This window comes from Candidatus Cloacimonas sp. (assembly GCA_035403355.1).
In the GTDB taxonomy this organism is placed as follows: Bacteria; Cloacimonadota; Cloacimonadia; order Cloacimonadales; family Cloacimonadaceae; genus Cloacimonas.
This window is the reverse complement of record DAONFA010000015.1, coordinates 28,644-46,002: the sequence shown is the minus strand read 5'-3', so window position 1 is coordinate 46,002 and position 17,359 is coordinate 28,644. Positions and strand designations below refer to the sequence as shown.

The window sequence follows — 17,359 nt, the reverse complement described above, 5'->3', positions numbered from 1 at the left end:
ACAGTTGGTTTGATGCTAATGAACAAAATCGTCTTGCCCATAGTTTTGACCGAAAGGACTATGACAGCACGATTAGGCAGCTGCTTTCCTACATCGGAAAAATGAACAGCGTTATCTTAGACCCTCAAACTACAACCGCCTGGGAAAATATCTATTACAAAAGACATATTGCGGCAGGTATTCCTTCAATGTATGGAATGTATCGCGAGCCCAAACTGGAAGCGATGGGAATGATTTTTAGGATTGAAAATGTTGTCAGGCGCCTTTTTGAGCGTAATGTGCAACAGCTGAACCTGAGTTACATCACAGGTAAAACATTGCGCAGAATTATTCGCATTCTGGAGCTCTATGACTATGCAATGAAACAAATTCTGGTTACCAGCGATGCCTATGGTTCGGCTTTAAATATGTTAAAATCGTCTCAATATCTCAGCAACCTTTCTATAGACCAATATCTGGATATTTTCAAGCTGCTGAAGGATAGCGTAGTGGAAATAATCAACGAGTATTATTACCGGTTTTATGAAACGCAGTTGAGGCAAATTGGATTACGAATGGTAGCCAAGGTAAAAGGAAAAGGGCAGCGGAGCTCAAAGGAAACCGAGATTTTTGCGGAAGAATTTTACCGCAATCTGCTTTCCAAATCCTTTCTGGTGCAGGGCTTGGATAATTTTATTACCCAAATCCTGGAATCCCTTGCTCAAATGAAACATCTTTTTAAGCCGGATGATATTCCCAAAGTGATGAATTACGATCCCGATAAACTCTTTTTTCATCTGAACAGGAAAAACTCGCGTATTGAAAATCAGGTGCTGTTGGGCTCTAAAGCATATTTCCTGAAAAGGATGCTCCAATATGAATTTCCTGTTCCACCTGGATTTGTTATTACTACAGACCTTTTTCGCCATCGGGAAATTATCAATACTCATCCTGATATTTCAGATGAACTGGATGCCTTGATCCGGCAAAATTTGAATATTCTGGAAAAGAATACAGACCTTGTTTTAGGCAATCCGGAAAAACCCTTATTGCTTTCTGTCCGTTCCGGAGCTCCAATGAGTTTACCGGGGGCAATGGATACCTTTTTAAATATCGGTTTAACGGACGAAGTTACCTATAAACTTTCTTTGCGTCCAAACTATGGATGGACTGCCTGGGATTGTTACCGACGCCTGATTCAAAGCTGGGGTATGGCTTATGGCATTCCCCGGGATGAATTTGATGCAGTGATGATTAACTATAAAAAAAGGTTCAACATAGAGTTGAAAACACAATTTTCGGGTGCTCAAATGCAGGAGATGGTGCAGGACTATAAAAAAGTGCTCACTCTGCATAATATAGAACTGGAACAGGAACCCTTTATGCAACTATACAAGGCAATTTCGCGTGTGCTGGATAGCTGGAACACGGATAGAGCCCGGTTATACAGACAAAAATTACATATTGCCGATGAATGGGGCACTGCAGTTATTATCCAGAAAATGGTTTTAGGTAATATTTCTCTGGAATCGGGAACGGGAGTTTTGTTTACTCATTATGACTTTAGCGAAGAGAGCGGAATTTGTTTGAATGGCGATTTTACCCTTTGCAGCCAGGGAGAAGATGTTGTAGCCGGTTTGGTGCATACTTTGCCTATATCGGAAATTCAATGTTTGCACAGTAAAACAGCCAATAACAATTCCCTGGAAAATACCTTTCCGGCAATTTACAATGCTCTATTACGCTATGCCAGACAGCTGATTGAAGATAAAAACTATCCCCATCAGGAAATGGAATTTACCTTTGAGGGTCCTTCTCCTGAGCAATTATATATTTTACAAACCCGGGATCAGGTTATCCAAAAAGCTCCTGATTATCAGGTCTTTGATACTACCAAAGGTGATCAGAAAAAACTTGCCTTTGGCATCGGTATCGGTAAAGGAGCTGTGAACGGCATAATCGTTTTCGGCAAAGAAGATATTGAAAAATTTGCCCCTTGCGGAGAAGCGCTGATTTTAGTGCGTCCCGATACCGTTCCGGATGATATGGAACTGCTTTTTGAGTGCCAGGGATTGTTAACTTCCCGAGGGGGAGTAACTTCCCACGCTGCAGTTACAGCTACTCGTTTGGGCATAATTGGAATTGTAAACTGTAAAGATTTGGTTGTGTTAGATACCGAGGCAAAGTGCAGAATTGGGAAAACCTATTTACAGGCAGGCGATAAAGTAGCTTTGGATGCTACCAGCGGAGCTATTTATTCAGGGCATTATCCTTTAGTTAGCATGCATTGTTTATAAAATAAAAAATATAAGGAGAAATCAAAATGGAACTGAGCTTAGGAAACAAAAAACTGCTGGGTATCAATGGTTTGGGCAGAATTGGCAAACTATTGTTATGGAACCAGATACATCTTAGGCATTTTGATGGAATCGTAGTAAACTGTGGCAGGGTGGTAGGCAAAAATCTGGATGACCTTATTCAGGTTATTGAAATGGATAGCACTTACGGTTCTATCCACAAGTTTCTCTATGGAGTGGTAGGTAAAAAAGCCGAAATTAAAATCCTTGATGAGGATATACCTCTTTTGGAAATTGAGGGCATCCCGATTAAAATATTAAGAACGGCTCGCGACCCAAAAGATATTAACTGGCTGAACGAAGGAGTGCGAATTGTAGTTGATTGCACGGGCAATTTTTTAGACCCCGCTTTGCGCTCAGATTCCGGAAAACCCTGTTTACACGGTCATTTGGATGCAGGAGCATTAAAAGTTATCTGCAGCGCACCTTTCAAAATTAAATCCGGAAATTCTATGCCGGATTATGCTAAGACAATAATTTACGGCATCAATCACCTGGAATTTAACCCTCGTGAACATAACATCATTTCTGCTGCTTCCTGCACTACAACCGGCTTGGCTTATATGCTTAAACCGCTTATGGAAAATCAGGCAACCTCCAGAATATTGACTGCTTCTATGAGCACCATTCATTCCGCTACTAATACTCAATCCATTTTAGATAGCGTTCCTAAAACCGATGCTACGGATTTGAGGAAATCCAGAAGCGTCCTGAATAATATTATTCTTTCTACTACAGGAGTTACTAAAGCTCTGGAACAAGTGATGCCCGAAATTAAACATATCGGTTTTATGGCAGATAGCGTTCGCATTCCTACAACAACCGTCTCACTTATAAACTTAAATGTTACTTTCCATACGGAATTGGATGAATTGGGAGAACCGTTGGTAAGCCGTAAACTGATTAATGATGTTTACCAAAAAGCATCGGAGGGTTCACTAAAAGACCTGCTGATATTCAGTGAGAGGCAAAATGTTTCGGCAGATATGATTGGAACTATGGCTGCTGTTGTTATTGAAGCACATGAAACACATACCAGAACCGGCTTTGTCACAATTCCTGTTTCAACTTTGGCTGCTCAAGGGATGGAAACGGATAAGGCATTGGAATTGCCGGTTACGCATGCCAAAATCTTCGGTTGGTATGATAACGAACTCGGCTCTTATGTCAATTGCCTTTCCCGGTTGACTAACTATATAGAGGAAAAAACGATTTGAAGTGAACGGGGATATTAGGAATATATTGCAAGAGGCGGAAACAAGGATTTCAGGACAAGGATTTCAGAAACGAGGATTTCAGGACAAGGATTTTAGAAACGAGGATTTAAAGATTTCAGGATTTAGAGGATTGAATGGATTAAAGGGATTGAATAGGTCTGGGATGAACAGGATTGTATGGATTAAAGGGATTGAATAGGCCTGGGATGAACAGGATTGGATAGATTTTAGGGATTATTAAATAATCTTTCCTTGTACCGGCGGACGCTGTTCCGCCGTTCTTTGTACCGGCGCTCGCTGTAGCGCCGAATAAAAATGGCGTCCGCCGGTACCAAAAAAGAGCTACTTGTACACGCCGTTTTTAGCCAAATACTGATTAACGGCTTTCGGCGGAACGGCGTCCGCCGGTACCAAAAAAAGGAGCTACCATGTGCTCCTAAAATACCAATCCAGGAAAAGAACCTGGAATACGCCGCCATCGCTATAATTGTGTCGTCCTAAAGGGCTTTTTTTTCAGGAAGAACGACGTCCTCGTCGTTCATAAGAAACCAGGTTTTTTTCGTTACCAATTACCTTTCGGTAAGGGGGAAAAAGCGTAAGGGGTGGTTGACGAGGACGTCAACCTTCCGATGTCGCCCTAAGGAGCTTTAAGGTATCTCAACCCTCTAAACCTTCTCAACCTTCTCAACCTTCTCAATCTTCTAAACCGTTTCAACCCTCTCAACCCTCTAAACCTTCTCAACCTTCTCAACCTTCTCAACCCTCTCAACCCTCTCAACCTTCTCAACCTTCTAAACCTTATTTTCCTTTTATGTCTTTTCAATATGGAATATATGTAAGTGCAAACATCCTGCTATCTTGCTATCTCTCTATTTTGCTTTCTTGCCAACTTTCTATCTTGCTCTCTTGCCATCTCTCTATTTTGCTTTCTTGCTATCTCTCTATTTTGCCATCTCTCTATTTTGCTATCTTGCTATCTCTATATTCTGCTTTCTTGCCATCTTTCTATCTTGCTATCAAGTGATATTTCACTCCCTTAAAAAATTTTACTTGCCTATAAATGAGCAACTATAAATATGCTCCCAAAATTTGATAATCACGACTTGAGGAACTCAAGCCAAAGGGAGTGTTAATGCGCTTAAAAACATTTCCTGGAGGTGTTCATCCTCCGGATGAAAAGAAGTATAGTGCCTCTGTGCCTATAACTGAAGCTCCAATACCCCAAAAAGTATCTATCCATCTATCCCAGCATATTGGTTCTCCCTCAAAGCCAATTGTTGCTGTGGGCGATGAGGTTTTAACGGGACAAAAAATTGCGGAAGCAACAGGTTTCGTCTCGCTTAGTCAACATTCCTCAATTTCCGGAAAAGTTACTGCCATAGACCGTTTTCCCAATGCTACGGGTTCCAGTTCCCTGGCAATTCAAATTACCGGAGATGGTGCTGACAAATGGATAGAGCTTGTAGATGAACAAAAATTTATGGATTTACCGATTGAGGAAATGAAAAAAAGAATTGGTGATGCCGGAATCTGTGGAATGGGCGGTGCCGGTTTTCCTACTTTTGTAAAACTTTCTCCTCCTGCCGATAAAGCTATAGATACGGTTATTTTAAACGGAGTAGAATGCGAACCTTATTTAACCAGTGACCATCGTTTGATGCTGGAAAAAGGTGAAGAAATTCTGCAGGGTTTAAAACTGATTATGAAGATTTTATCAGCCAAAAAGGGAATGATTGGAATTGAAGCCAATAAGCCCGATGCCATAGAAAAAATGCAAGAGCTGACAAAAAATGAACCCAATATTGAAGTAGTTACTCTAAAACTGCGTTATCCTCAAGGTGCGGAAAAACAGCTTATTTATGCGGCTACCAAAAGAAAAGTTCCTGCTGGAGGTCTTCCCCTGGAAATTGGGGTAGTGGTACAAAATGTAGGAACTGCTTTTGCCGTTTATGAAGCAATTCGTTACAAAAAACCGCTAATTCAAAGGATTATAACGGTAACCGGTTCTCCTGTAGTTAAGCCCCAAAATCTTTTAGCCCGCATTGGAACTCCGTTTTCTGAACTGGTGGATTTTTGCGGTGGAACAAAAGAAGAAATCGGCAAGGTTATTTGCGGCGGACCGATGATGGGTTTTGCGCTTCCTTCTTTAGAGGCAACAATGGGAAAAGGAAGTGGGGGATTGGTTTTACTGAATAAAGAATCAGCCCGGTTAAATGAAGAAGGAAATTGTTTGCGTTGTGCTCGCTGCGTAGATGTTTGCCCGCTGAATTTGGTTCCCTGTATGATTGTTTCTGCCGTAAAATATGATAATCAGAAACTGGCAGTGAGTTCCGGACTGAATGATTGTATGAAATGTGGTGCCTGTGCTTATGTGTGTCCTGCGCAAATTCGTTTGGTGCAATATATTGATAACGGCAAAATTCGTTATGCTGAAGCCAAAAAGTAGGTGAAGAAAATGCAAGATAAATATATTGTTTCTCCAGCTCCTCATTTTCATGATCAGACCACAACCAAAAATGTGATGTGGAATGTGGTGCTGGCGTTAATTCCGGCTCTAATATTCGCTGTTTACTACTGGGGTATAAAATCCCTGCTGCTTACTCTTTTAGGTGCTGTTTCAGCAATGGTTACGGAAGCACTGATTCAAAAATTACGAAAAGTTCCGATTACCGTTTCCGATGGCAGTGCTTTTTTAACCGGTATGTTGCTTGCCTATAATATAAATGCTGGAGCACCCTGGTGGATTCCTGTTTTGGGTGCTGCTTTTGCAATTGCAATTGGCAAACAGGTATTTGGCGGTTTAGGTAATAATCCTGTTAATCCTGCTCTTTTGGGAAGGGCTTTTTTAATGGCTTCCTGGCCTACCCTGATGACAGCCGGATGGGCAAAACCCAAAGGTGGAGTTTTAAGCGGAATAACCGATCCTAATGTGATAGCCGTAAACCTGAATAGTTTATCGCCCAAAGCTTATGATCTGGTAACCGGCGCTACTCCTTTAAAAGTAGCTCAAACCTTAAGAGATAGCAGTTTTGTCTCTTCGCTAAGTGCCAATACGGGTCAAGGTGTTGATTTGGCTAATCGGATATTTACAAACTTAACCGATTTATCTACCTTAAAAAATCTTTTCTGGGGAAATATCGGTGGTTGCATTGGTGAAGTTAGTGTTTTTGCGTTACTTTTAGGCGCTGCCTATTTGCTTTATAAAAACATAATTGAATGGCGAATTCCCCTTTTCTATATTGGAACAGTTTTTGTGCTCTCTTTCTTTTTGGCTCCTCTGAAAGGTTCAGGTTTTAGTCCTATGTTGCCATTCTTCCATATTTTTTCCGGCGGCTTGATGTTAGGCGCATTTTTTATGGCGACGGATTATACAACAACCCCGATAACCAAAAGCGGGAGAATAATTTTTGCTATCGGCTGCGGAATTTTAACAGTAGTAATTCGTTTGTATGGTGGCTATCCTGAAGGCGTAAGCTACGGTATTCTGTTTATGAATGTGTTAACCCCTCTAATTGATAAATTTACTATGCCCAAAGCATTTGGGAGGGTAAAAAAATGAAAATATATTTACAGCTTGGCTTAATATTGCTTGCCTTCTGCGTTGTGGCAACTGCACTCTTGGCTTATGTAAATACATTAACCAGTCCTCAAATTCAGAAAATTAAAACCTTAGAGGCGGAAGCAACCCGCCGGGAACTAATTCCTGATTCTGATTTTGAGGAAGTGAACGGAGAAATTACTTACTATATTGCCAAAGACAATAAAACAGGCGAAGTGAAGGGCTATGTTTTTACAGCCCAAAAAAATGGCTATAACGGGACAGTAAAAACTATGGCTGCCTTAAATAAGGACTTTCAGATAATTGCGATTAAAGTGATTGAGCAAACGGAAACACCCGGCTTGGGAACAAATTCCACGCAGCCCAAATTTACCGACCAGTTTAAAGGTAAAACAAGTGAACAATTAATTGTAGATAAAGACGGTGGCGTTCCTCCCAATTGCATTAAAGCCATAACCGGTGCTACTATCACTACCCGTGCCGTAACAAATTCTTTGAAGGTATCAATTGAAACACTAAAAAAACAGGTCTTAGCCCGGACAGCTCTTACTGAAAAAACACAGGCAGAAGAAGAGGTGAACAAATGAGCTTTATGAAAGAATTAACCAAAGGCATCATCAAGGAAAATCCTACCTTCGTGATTGTTTTGGGGATGTGTCCTACGCTGGCAACTTCCACATCTGTAAATAATGCTATTGGAATGGGTTTGGCGGCAACTTTTGTGCTGATTTGTTCCAATATCTTTATTTCGCTGATTAAGAACATAACTCCCGATAAAATTCGTATTCCGGTATATGTAATTGTAATAGCTGCTTTCGTTTCCATAGTGGATATGAGTATGGCTGCTTATTTACCGGCTTTGCATAAATCCTTAGGTCTGTTTATTCCTTTAATTGTAGTGAATTGCATCATAATGGGCAGAGCGGAAGCTTATGCGAATAAAAATAATGTAATCAATTCTATTGCCGACGGTATTGGAATGGGGCTTGGTTTTACCCTTTCCCTGTCCGTAGTGGCTACAATCCGTGAAATTTTAGGTAACGGCACCTGGTTGAATATAAGAGTTATGCCCCAGACCTATGATCCAATGCTGATTACTTTGCTGGCTCCCGGTGCCTTTATTACCTTAGGACTTTTGATGGCATTGATGAATATGCTGAAGGAGAAGAAATAATGGGATTCCTCGGACAACTTTTTACGATGGCGATTTCTGCCATTCTCATTCAGAACTTTGTGCTTTCCCGTTTCTTAGGGTTATGTCCCTATCTTGGGGTATCCAAAAAAATGGATTCCGCTTTCGGTATGGGGATGGCTGTTATCTTTGTAATGACCCTGGCTTCTGCTTTCTGCTATTTGATATATCAGTATTTGCTGGTTCCCTATAAACTGGAATATCTGCAGACCCTGGCTTTCATTTTAACGATTGCTGCTTTGGTGCAGTTTGTAGAAATGTTTATTAAGAAGAATTCTCCTGCCCTGTATAAATCCCTGGGCGTTTATCTTCCTTTAATTACAACTAACTGCGCTGTTTTAGGCGTGGCAATTCTGAATATTACTCCCTTGGCGGATGGAACGCGATATAATTTTATCTGGGCTGTGTTAAACGGTTTTCTTTCCGGGGTTGGTTTTACTTTTGTGCTTTTGGCAATGGCGGGAATTAGAGAACGACTGGAAATGATAGAAATGCCCAAAAGTATGCGGGGAATGCCAAGCGGTTTAATTCTTGCCGGAACAATGGCTTTGGCTTTTTACGGTTTTATGGGAATGAAGTTTTAAAGGAAAGGTAATATATGCTTAATCTAATTGTTGTGCCTTTGGCTGCAGCCGGAACATCTGCCATAGTGCTTCCGGTTGTTATAATGGGTTCGCTGGGTTTGATTTTCGGGCTTATTCTTGCTTTTGCTTCCAAGGTCTTTCCCGTTACTGTAGATGAACGCATTGAGCAAATTACGGAAGTTCTGCCTGGAGCTAATTGCGGTGCTTGTGGTCAACCCGGATGTTCAGGATATGCTACTGCTATTGTTAATGAAGGAAAAGAATTGAATTTATGCGCTCCCGGGGGCGCTGAAGTAGTAGAAAAAATCGCTAACATTATGGGCAAAAAAGCAACTGCCCAAGAACGAAAAATTGCCTTTATCCATTGCAGTAGTGGTGGGAAAAACAACACTAAATGGAAGTATGCCTATCAGGGTATTGAAAGCTGCCTTTCAGCTGTAAATATTGCTGACGGACCAAATCTTTGCTCCTGGGGTTGTGTTGGTTTTAATGATTGTGTAGCTGCCTGTAAATTTGATGCTCTCAGCGTTGATGAAAACGGATTGCGGATTATTGATAGAGAAAAATGTACCGGTTGCGGTGCCTGTGTAACTGCCTGCCCGCGGAAATTGATAATGCTTATTCCGGAAAGCAAGAATGTGTTTATTGCCTGCAGTTCTAAGGATAAAAATCCTTTACCCAAACAAAATTGCGGAGCCGATAAGCCCTGCATTGGTTGCGGGTTGTGTGCTAAAAAGTGTCCGGCTCAGGCAATTACAGTAGAGAATAATATTGCCCGAATTGATTACAGTAAATGTACCGATTGCGGAACCTGTGCTACTGTTTGTCCTACAAAAGCTATCATAGACCTGAAAGCAGCAATGCGATAGAAAGGTTGATAGCAGCTTTGAAAGCTTGACAATGGACTTTGCGCTTTTTGGGTATAAGCAAAAAGTAAGGTCTAACTGTTTTCCTGAACTAAATTTTATAATGGAAGTAAAATGCGAACTTTTGATGCTGTTCTTCCTTATTTGAAGAAGAGCTACACCCGAATTTTGGGTGGAATGATAATGTTAATTCTGGTGGATCTGGTGCAGCTTGCGGTTCCGAAAGTAATGCAATATGCAATAGATCATATTCAGGAAAGGACTATAGACCAACGGGGTCTGCTTTGGATTGCTTTAATTATTTTTGCCTTTGCAATAGCGGTGATGGTTTTAAGGTTTTTCTGGAGAATTTTAATAATAGGCAATTCCTATAGCATTGAAAAGAGTTTACGCCAGGATTTTTACGATCATTTACTCAGGTTATCCCAGAATTTCTTTAATAAAAGCAAAACAGGTGACTTGATGGCTTATGCCACAAATGATTTAAATGCGGTGCGGATGCTGTTTGGAATGGGTTTAATCTCGGCAATGGATATTGTTTTAATGACCATTGCTTCTTTTGCTTTTATGGTTTCTATAAATCCCAAGTTGACATTATTAGCAGTCCTTCCTATGCCGATTATTTCGTTAACCGTGATGTATTTTGGCAAGAAAGTGCATATTCGCTTCAAAGCAGTTCAGGAAAGTTTTGCTACTTTAAGCGGAAGAGTTCAGGAAACCATATCCGGCATCAGAATAGTGAAAGCATTCTGTCAGGAAAAAACAGAGCTGGATAAAATAGACGAGGTCTCGCAGAATTTTGTCCATCAAAATATGTCCCTGGCTAAAATTGCAGGCGTATTTCATCCCTTTATGGGTTTTATAGTAAGCATCAGTATGATAATTACTATCTATTTTGGAGGCAAATCTGCAATTAGAGGAGATATCAGCGTAGGCGGTTTTATAGCTTTCTTCCAATATCTCGGAATGCTTGTTTGGCCTATGATTGCCATTGGTCAAATTGTGAATATGTATCAAAGAGGAACTGCTTCCTTAAAACGGTTGAACGATATATTTGAAGTTAAACCGGAAATTGATGATAAATTGGCGGATGAGAAGATTATGCTTTTGGAAGGTAAAATCCTGTTCCAGAATTTATCTTTCAGATATGCAGAACATCTACCTTTAGTTTTTAACAATATTACGGCAGGCATTGAAGCTGGAAAAACACTGGCAATCGTTGGTCCTACCGGCTGCGGGAAAACGACTTTAATTGAACTTTTGGTCAGGATTTATAACCCTCCCCGGAACAGTATATATATAGATGATTATGAACTCTATACTATTCCGTTGAATGTTTTGCGAAGAGATATTGTTTTAGTTCCGCAGGATATTTTTCTGTTTTCTGAATCCATTGCTGATAACATTCGTTTGGGAAAACCTGATGCTTCGGATGAAGAGGTCTTTGAGGCAGCTAAGACAGCACAGGTCTATGATGAAATAATGGAATTTGAACACAAATTTGAGACCATTGTAGGTGAAAGAGGTGTAACTTTATCCGGAGGTCAAAAACAGCGGGTAGCAATTGCCAGGGCTTTGCTTACCAATCCTCAAATCCTGATTCTGGATGATGCCCTTTCCGCTGTAGATACCAAAACTGAGCGTAAAATTCTGGAACGGTTAATTGAAATTAGAAAAGGGAAAACGACTCTGATTATTGCCCATCGTATTTCTTCCCTGCAGCATTCCGATTTGATAATCGTTATCAATGAAGGAATCATTTATGAACAGGGAACTCATCAAACTCTTTTAGCTAAAGGCGGGCTTTACAAAGACCTCTATGAAAAGCAAAGAATTAGAGCCCGGTTGGAAGGAGAAGAAGAATAATGCACGGTGGTGGAGGTAGCGGAACTGCAGGAAGAGGTACCTATTATGAAGATGAGCTGAAAACCAAAATATATGACAAACGGCTTTTCGGCAATATGATTCGTTACTTGAAACCCTACCTCAAATGGGTAATTATTTCGTTTCTGTTCTTGATGCTGATTTCCGGAGCGGAAGTGATAATTCCCTTAATTCAGCGATCGGCGATTGATGATTATATCGTATCCGACAAGTCCATTGCTGTTTTTTCCGGAGACAAAGAATACCGCGAGTTTATAAACCGCTATCAAAAACTGGGATTTAAAGAATATCAATACGGTAATAAGTCCTTTATCGTAATCAATTCCAAAGACCGGAACAAAATAAACGGCACCGATCTGATGGCATTGAAGGCAAAGGGGATTCTAAAAAATGAAACGGTTTTTCTGGGAGGCGCAAATGAAAAGAATGTTCAAATTCTAAAGAAGTATCTGCCGGAAAATCTAAATCCTGATAGCGCAAATCTTTCCGGATGGTTTAGAATAGATTCGGAAACAATTGCCCTTCCCAAAATAGAACTGAATAAGCTTCCCAAAATAGAACGCTTGAATATTCGCAATGAAGCAGTGCATAAGTTATTAATCTTAGCACTAATCTTTTTAGCTATTATAGCTATGCGCTTTGTTGCCAGTTATTTTCAAATTGTAAGCACTTCCTATTTTTCCCAAAAGGCGATGGCTGATTTACGCCATGATGTTTTTGCCCATCTGCAAAAAATGCCGACGAAGTTCTTTGATACCAATCCGGTAGGACGTTTAGTTACCCGCGTTACTAACGATATTAGTGCTATTGATGAAATGCTGGCTTCAGGAGTCATAACTCTCATTCAAGATGTTATATTAATAATTACGATTGTAGTTTTGATGTTAGCTTTGAACTGGCGTCTGGCATTAGTCAGTTTCAGCATTTTGCCATTGGTAATTTGGGTAATTGTTATTTTCAGAAAAAAAACCAGAGTTATCTATCGGGAAGTGCGTAAGCATCTTGCAGTTCTAAACGCAACTTTGGCTGAACACATTGAAGGACAGAAAATCATCCGTCTCTTCAATCAATACTTTCATAAGCGGCAGGAATTTGCCTCCATCAATCAAAAATATTATCTTGCCTCTATCCGGCAGATTAGGTTATTTGCCTTTTTCCGTCCTATTATCCATGTTTCTTCTCAGATAGCTGTGGCTTTAATTATTTGGTATGGTGGGGGTCAGATTCTTCAAAATGTAATTACCATCGGATTGCTGATGGCTTTTACCCAATATATTAATAAATTATTTGAGCCCATCAATGACTTTTCAGAAAAATTCAACATCCTTCAAGGTGCCATGGCAAGTGCAGAAAGAATATTTAATTTGATGGCACTTACCCCTGATGATTACAGAGAGGAAAAGCATAAAAACATTAAACTGCAAGGTGAAATTGAATTCCAAAATGTGTGGCTTGCCTATAATGAAGAAGATTGGATTCTGAAAGATATTAGCTTTAAAGTTGCTCCCGGAGAAAAAATTGCCCTCGTTGGTCATACAGGTAGCGGTAAAACATCTATCGTAAATCTTATTTTGGGAATGTATCCCTATCAGAAAGGCAGAATTCTTTTAGACGGTAAAGATATTCATAGTTATTCTATAGCTGACTTACGCAGGAATGTAGGAATCGTGCAACAGGATGTTTTTCTCTTTTCGGGAAACATAAAAGATAATATCGCTCTCAATAAAAAAGACCTTACCGATGAAGAAATAATTCGGATGGCAAAATATGTTAATGCCGATAAATTCATCCAAAAACTACCTCAAGGTTATAACGAACAGGTTATGGAACGAGGAGCTACTCTTTCTACAGGACAGAGGCAACTTATTGCCTTTGCCAGAGTGCTGGCTTATAATCCTTCCATTTTTATTCTGGATGAGGCAACCTCCAATATAGATACCGAAACCGAACTCCTTATTCAAGATGCTTTAAACAAAGTTATAGAGAATAGAACTTCTATTATTATAGCCCATCGCCTTTCTACTATCCAAAATGTGGACAGGATTTTAGTGCTGCACAAAGGAGAAATTGTTGAAGAGGGTTCGCATTTTGAACTTTTGGATAAACACGGCTTATATTATGACTTATACCGTCTGCAATACACTTAATATGTAAAAAGTGATTGACAGATTTGCAGGTTTGAAATATGTTATTATTATAGGGAAATAGAATTTGGCGTTAAGAGATTTTGTATTTCCTGTATATAGAGTGTTATTTGGAAGAACGACATTCCTGTCGTTCCCCTGGCAACCACGGTTTTTCGTTATTACGAATTACCGCTAACGGAAGAACGACATCCTTGTCGTTCCCCTGGCAACCACGGTTTTTCGTTATTACGATTTATGCGGTAACGAAAACGCAGGCAGGTGGAACAAGGACATCAACCTTTCAGGTTTGGTTGACCGGGAGGTCAACCTTCCGGGAACGGAAGAACGACATTCCTGTCGTTCCCCTGGCAACCACGGTTTTTTGTTATTACGATTTATGCGGTAACGAAAACGCAGGCAGGTGGAACAAGGACATCAACCTTCCGTTGCAACAATAAAAAAAGAAACATTACTTGATCTATAAGGAGGATCAATGAAAAAGTATTGGCTGATAATCTTAGCCCTTACAATCGTAACTGCGATCTTTGCTAATGGCAGCCGCTATGAAATCGTTGCTTATAGCGAAGATTTTGAATCCGGAGCTACTGGCTGGACTCATTCTGACGGCTCTTTTTCTCCCAATAATTGGCATATTTACAATTTTGGCGGAACTCAGGGAAATGTCTGGTGGATGGGTGACCCGGCTTTAGCTCAGGGAACAAATATTGGCGGTTATTATAACCATCAGTATCTTGTTTTGGATACCCCGGCAAGAACATTAACTACTGCTAATGCCACTTTAACTTTCAAACTGCGTCATAATGTAGAAACCCCTTCTGCCAACCCTCCCTATGATGGTTGGGATGCCTGCAATGTAAGGATTTCCACTAATGGCGGAACCACCTGGACTCCCATAACCGGCAATCCAGCTTATGATTTTTCATCTGCTTATTCTTTCGGTTATGAGCATGGCGAAGGAACAGGAATTCCCGGTTGGGGTGGAGTGCGGGAATGGACTAATGCCACTTTTGACCTCAGCTCTTATGTAGGTCAAAGTGTAAAAATCCGTTTTGCTTTTGCTTCCGACCCTGCTTACAGTACAGGAGATGCACCTGCAATGTTTGGAATGATGGTAGATGATATCAGTTTTGGTGGATACAGTAATAACGGAACGGATGACGGTCAAATGACTTGGACTTCTATGGTTCCACTTGGTGGAGACATTTGGCATTTGGGGACAGATGCAACAGCTCCTTCACCAACTAATTGTATGATTTGCCAAAATGCTTCCGGAACTTATAATGTTAGTATGTTGGATTATCTTGTAAGCCCTCCAATTGAATTACCGGCAAGCGGTGATATACGTGTGGATTTTATGATAACAGGTAGTTTTACAGACCCCGATGCCTTCCCCGATTGTGATTATTTTGGTTGGGAATTTTCTGTAAATAATGGTGTTTCCTGGCACTATATGAGTAATCCTTATGACGATCCTAATGGGAATAACTATGTTTATAGCGATGCTCCAAGTTCTTGGGCTTCAATGACTGAAAGCTATACTCTGGATGGATTTATCACCAATTATCATGGTCAAACGGCAATTTTCCGCTGGTTTTTCCAATCCGATGCTGATACTCCAAGTGGAACAGGTATCCGTATTGATGATTTCAAGATCTACAATGATGTCTTTATTGCTGCTCCCGAAAATTTAGCAGCTACCGTGAATGGAAGCACTGTTGTTCTTACCTGGGATGAACCTGGCAGTGGAGGTGGCGGTGGTGAAGAGGGCTGGATTTATTATTGTGGTGAACCAGCTGGAAATTCCATAGGAACAAATGGTGTCGCTGATTTTAACGTAGCTGCCAAATGGGATGCTTTAGGCGAAACAAACAGTATCTATCCTTATGTGGGAATGAATATTACCAAAATAAAATTCGTTCCTTCAGAGCCCACTACTCTTTGTACTTATGCCGTTCGCATTTGGACAGGAGCTGCTGGAGTTATGGTTTACGATCAACCAGTTAATACTATTACAGCTGATGCCTGGAATGAAGTAGTATTAAATACACCTTATACTATTCCCGAAGCTACCACAATTATGGTTGGTTATCGTTGTAATGCTACAGGTGGTTATCCTGCCGGTTGTGATGCCGGACCTCAAGTTGAGGGCTACGGCAATATGATTTATATGAACAATAATTGGCATACTCTTACGGCTGAAAGCGCTACTCTTACTTATAATTGGACTATTCAAGTGTATGTAGCTGACGCTAATGGCAAAGAATATGTTTTAGGTGAACTGCCAATGAACAATTCCTTTGCTGAAGGCAGTTTTGGTGTTTCCCATACTGAACTTCCTCCCACCAGAAATGTTTCCTCCTATAAGATTTATCGGGATGGTGCTTTTCTTGCTGATGTAGCAGGAACTTCATTAACTTACAGTGATACCAATGTTCCCGGCGGACCTCATAGCTACTATGCTACCGCAATGTATGGTACCAACGAATCCGGTGCTTCCAATACAGTGAATGTTTTTGTGTTACCAGCATCACATTATGAGCTTAATCACGATGACGGAACTGCGGAAGAAGGATTTAGTGTAGGACCCACCAAGCTTATGGCAGTTAAATTCAGCCATGGCGGCCAGTTTAATTTGAATTATGTAAAAGTATATGTTCACACTCAAGGAACAGCAGGTATTGTTGTTCGTGTTTATGATGCCAACGGAACAGATGGAATGCCTGGAGCTCAAGTTATGCCTCAATATCAGTATCCCGCAAGTTCAGTAGTTGCCGGTTGGAACTATATTACTTTGCCTAATCCACCGCAAATGAACGATCAACAATTCTATGTTGCAATTCTGGAGACAACTAATGCCTCGCAAATAGGATTGGATACCAGCTCCAATGGTTACAGCTACAAAAATGTGAGTGGTTCCTGGGAACTTGTCCAAACAGGTGAAATTCTTGTCCATGCCATAGTAGAAGGTGGAGTTGATATCAATGATCCTTCCCTTCCACCTATCGTTCTGGATGCGAATAACTATCCTAATCCCTTCAATCCTGAAACGACTATCAGCTTCAGCATACCTGTTAGCGGACCAACCAGCGTGAAGGTTTATAACCTGAAAGGACAGCTGGTTCGTAACCTGGTAAACGAAAATATGAATGCCGGTTATCAGAAAGTTGTTTGGAACGGCACGGATGATAGTCACCAAACAGTAGCCAGCGGAATTTATTTCTACCGTGTAAATAATGCCGGTAAAACAATAACCCGCAAAATGCTGCTGGCAAAGTAGGTTAACTGGTTAACAGGTTAATTGGTTAACAGGTTAATTGGTTAACAGGTGAACAGGTTAATTGGTTAACAGGTGAACTGGTTAGCTGGTTAATAAGTGATAAATTAGGAAGCCCCGAAGAAATTCAGGGCTTCCTTTTTCTTCTAAATTGCACAATTGCATATACCAGATAGCAGGTTAGGTTCTCGCAGATTTCGCAGAAAAAAATTTAGCTCACAGATTACACGGATTACACAGATTAGAATTTAGCTCACAGATTACACGGATTACACAGATTAGAATTTAGCTCACAGATTA

At 40.5% G+C, this 17,359-nt stretch carries 11 protein-coding genes; all 11 read left to right on the top strand.

The genetic code is table 11. From position 1 onward, the window contains the following. Positions 1-2,276 (top strand): PEP/pyruvate-binding domain-containing protein (locus tag PLE33_05165; GenBank protein ID HPS60634.1); only part of this gene is annotated, 2,276 nt, incomplete at its 5' end. Between the two features lie 26 nt (positions 2,277-2,302). Beyond that, positions 2,303-3,553 (top strand): glyceraldehyde 3-phosphate dehydrogenase NAD-binding domain-containing protein, encoded by a 1,251-nt coding sequence (locus PLE33_05160; protein HPS60633.1) that lies wholly within the window; start codon positions 2,303-2,305, stop codon positions 3,551-3,553. Between the two features lie 1,132 nt (positions 3,554-4,685). Next, positions 4,686-5,999, top strand: a complete 1,314-nt coding sequence (rsxC, locus tag PLE33_05155) for an electron transport complex subunit RsxC (protein ID HPS60632.1) — start codon at positions 4,686-4,688, stop codon at positions 5,997-5,999. A gap of 9 nt (positions 6,000-6,008) precedes the next feature. Beyond that, positions 6,009-7,112 (top strand): RnfABCDGE type electron transport complex subunit D, encoded by a 1,104-nt coding sequence (locus tag PLE33_05150; GenBank protein HPS60631.1) that lies wholly within the window; start codon positions 6,009-6,011, stop codon positions 7,110-7,112. After that, a complete protein-coding gene (locus PLE33_05145) occupies positions 7,109-7,699 on the top strand; it encodes an RnfABCDGE type electron transport complex subunit G (protein ID HPS60630.1) in 591 nt (196 codons plus the stop codon). The genes PLE33_05150 and PLE33_05145 overlap by 4 nt, the downstream gene beginning before the upstream one ends. Further along, complete coding sequence (locus tag PLE33_05140) at positions 7,696-8,286, top strand: electron transport complex subunit E (GenBank protein HPS60629.1); 591 nt, start codon at positions 7,696-7,698, stop codon at positions 8,284-8,286. The genes PLE33_05145 and PLE33_05140 overlap by 4 nt, the downstream gene beginning before the upstream one ends. Continuing rightward, positions 8,286-8,888 carry an RnfABCDGE type electron transport complex subunit A gene (locus tag PLE33_05135; GenBank protein HPS60628.1) on the top strand — a complete coding sequence of 201 codons (603 nt, stop codon included), beginning with the start codon at positions 8,286-8,288 and terminating at the stop codon, positions 8,886-8,888. Before PLE33_05140 ends, PLE33_05135 begins: the two co-directional genes overlap by 1 nt. A 14-nt stretch (positions 8,889-8,902) precedes the next feature. Continuing rightward, entirely contained in the window at positions 8,903-9,757 is an 855-nt protein-coding gene (locus tag PLE33_05130; GenBank protein ID HPS60627.1) for an RnfABCDGE type electron transport complex subunit B, read from the top strand. A gap of 111 nt (positions 9,758-9,868) precedes the next feature. Continuing rightward, positions 9,869-11,620, top strand: coding sequence for an ABC transporter ATP-binding protein (locus tag PLE33_05125; protein HPS60626.1), 1,752 nt, complete (start codon positions 9,869-9,871; stop codon positions 11,618-11,620). Further along, on the top strand, positions 11,620-13,785 hold the full coding sequence (locus PLE33_05120) for an ABC transporter ATP-binding protein (GenBank protein HPS60625.1): 2,166 nt from the start codon (positions 11,620-11,622) through the stop codon (positions 13,783-13,785). The genes PLE33_05125 and PLE33_05120 overlap by 1 nt, the downstream gene beginning before the upstream one ends. 472 nt (positions 13,786-14,257) lie before the next feature. Beyond that, the gene (locus PLE33_05115) at positions 14,258-17,062 is read left to right on the top strand and encodes a T9SS type A sorting domain-containing protein (protein ID HPS60624.1); all 2,805 of its coding nucleotides are present in this window, start codon (positions 14,258-14,260) and stop codon (positions 17,060-17,062) included. The last annotated feature ends 297 nt before the right edge of the window (positions 17,063-17,359 follow it).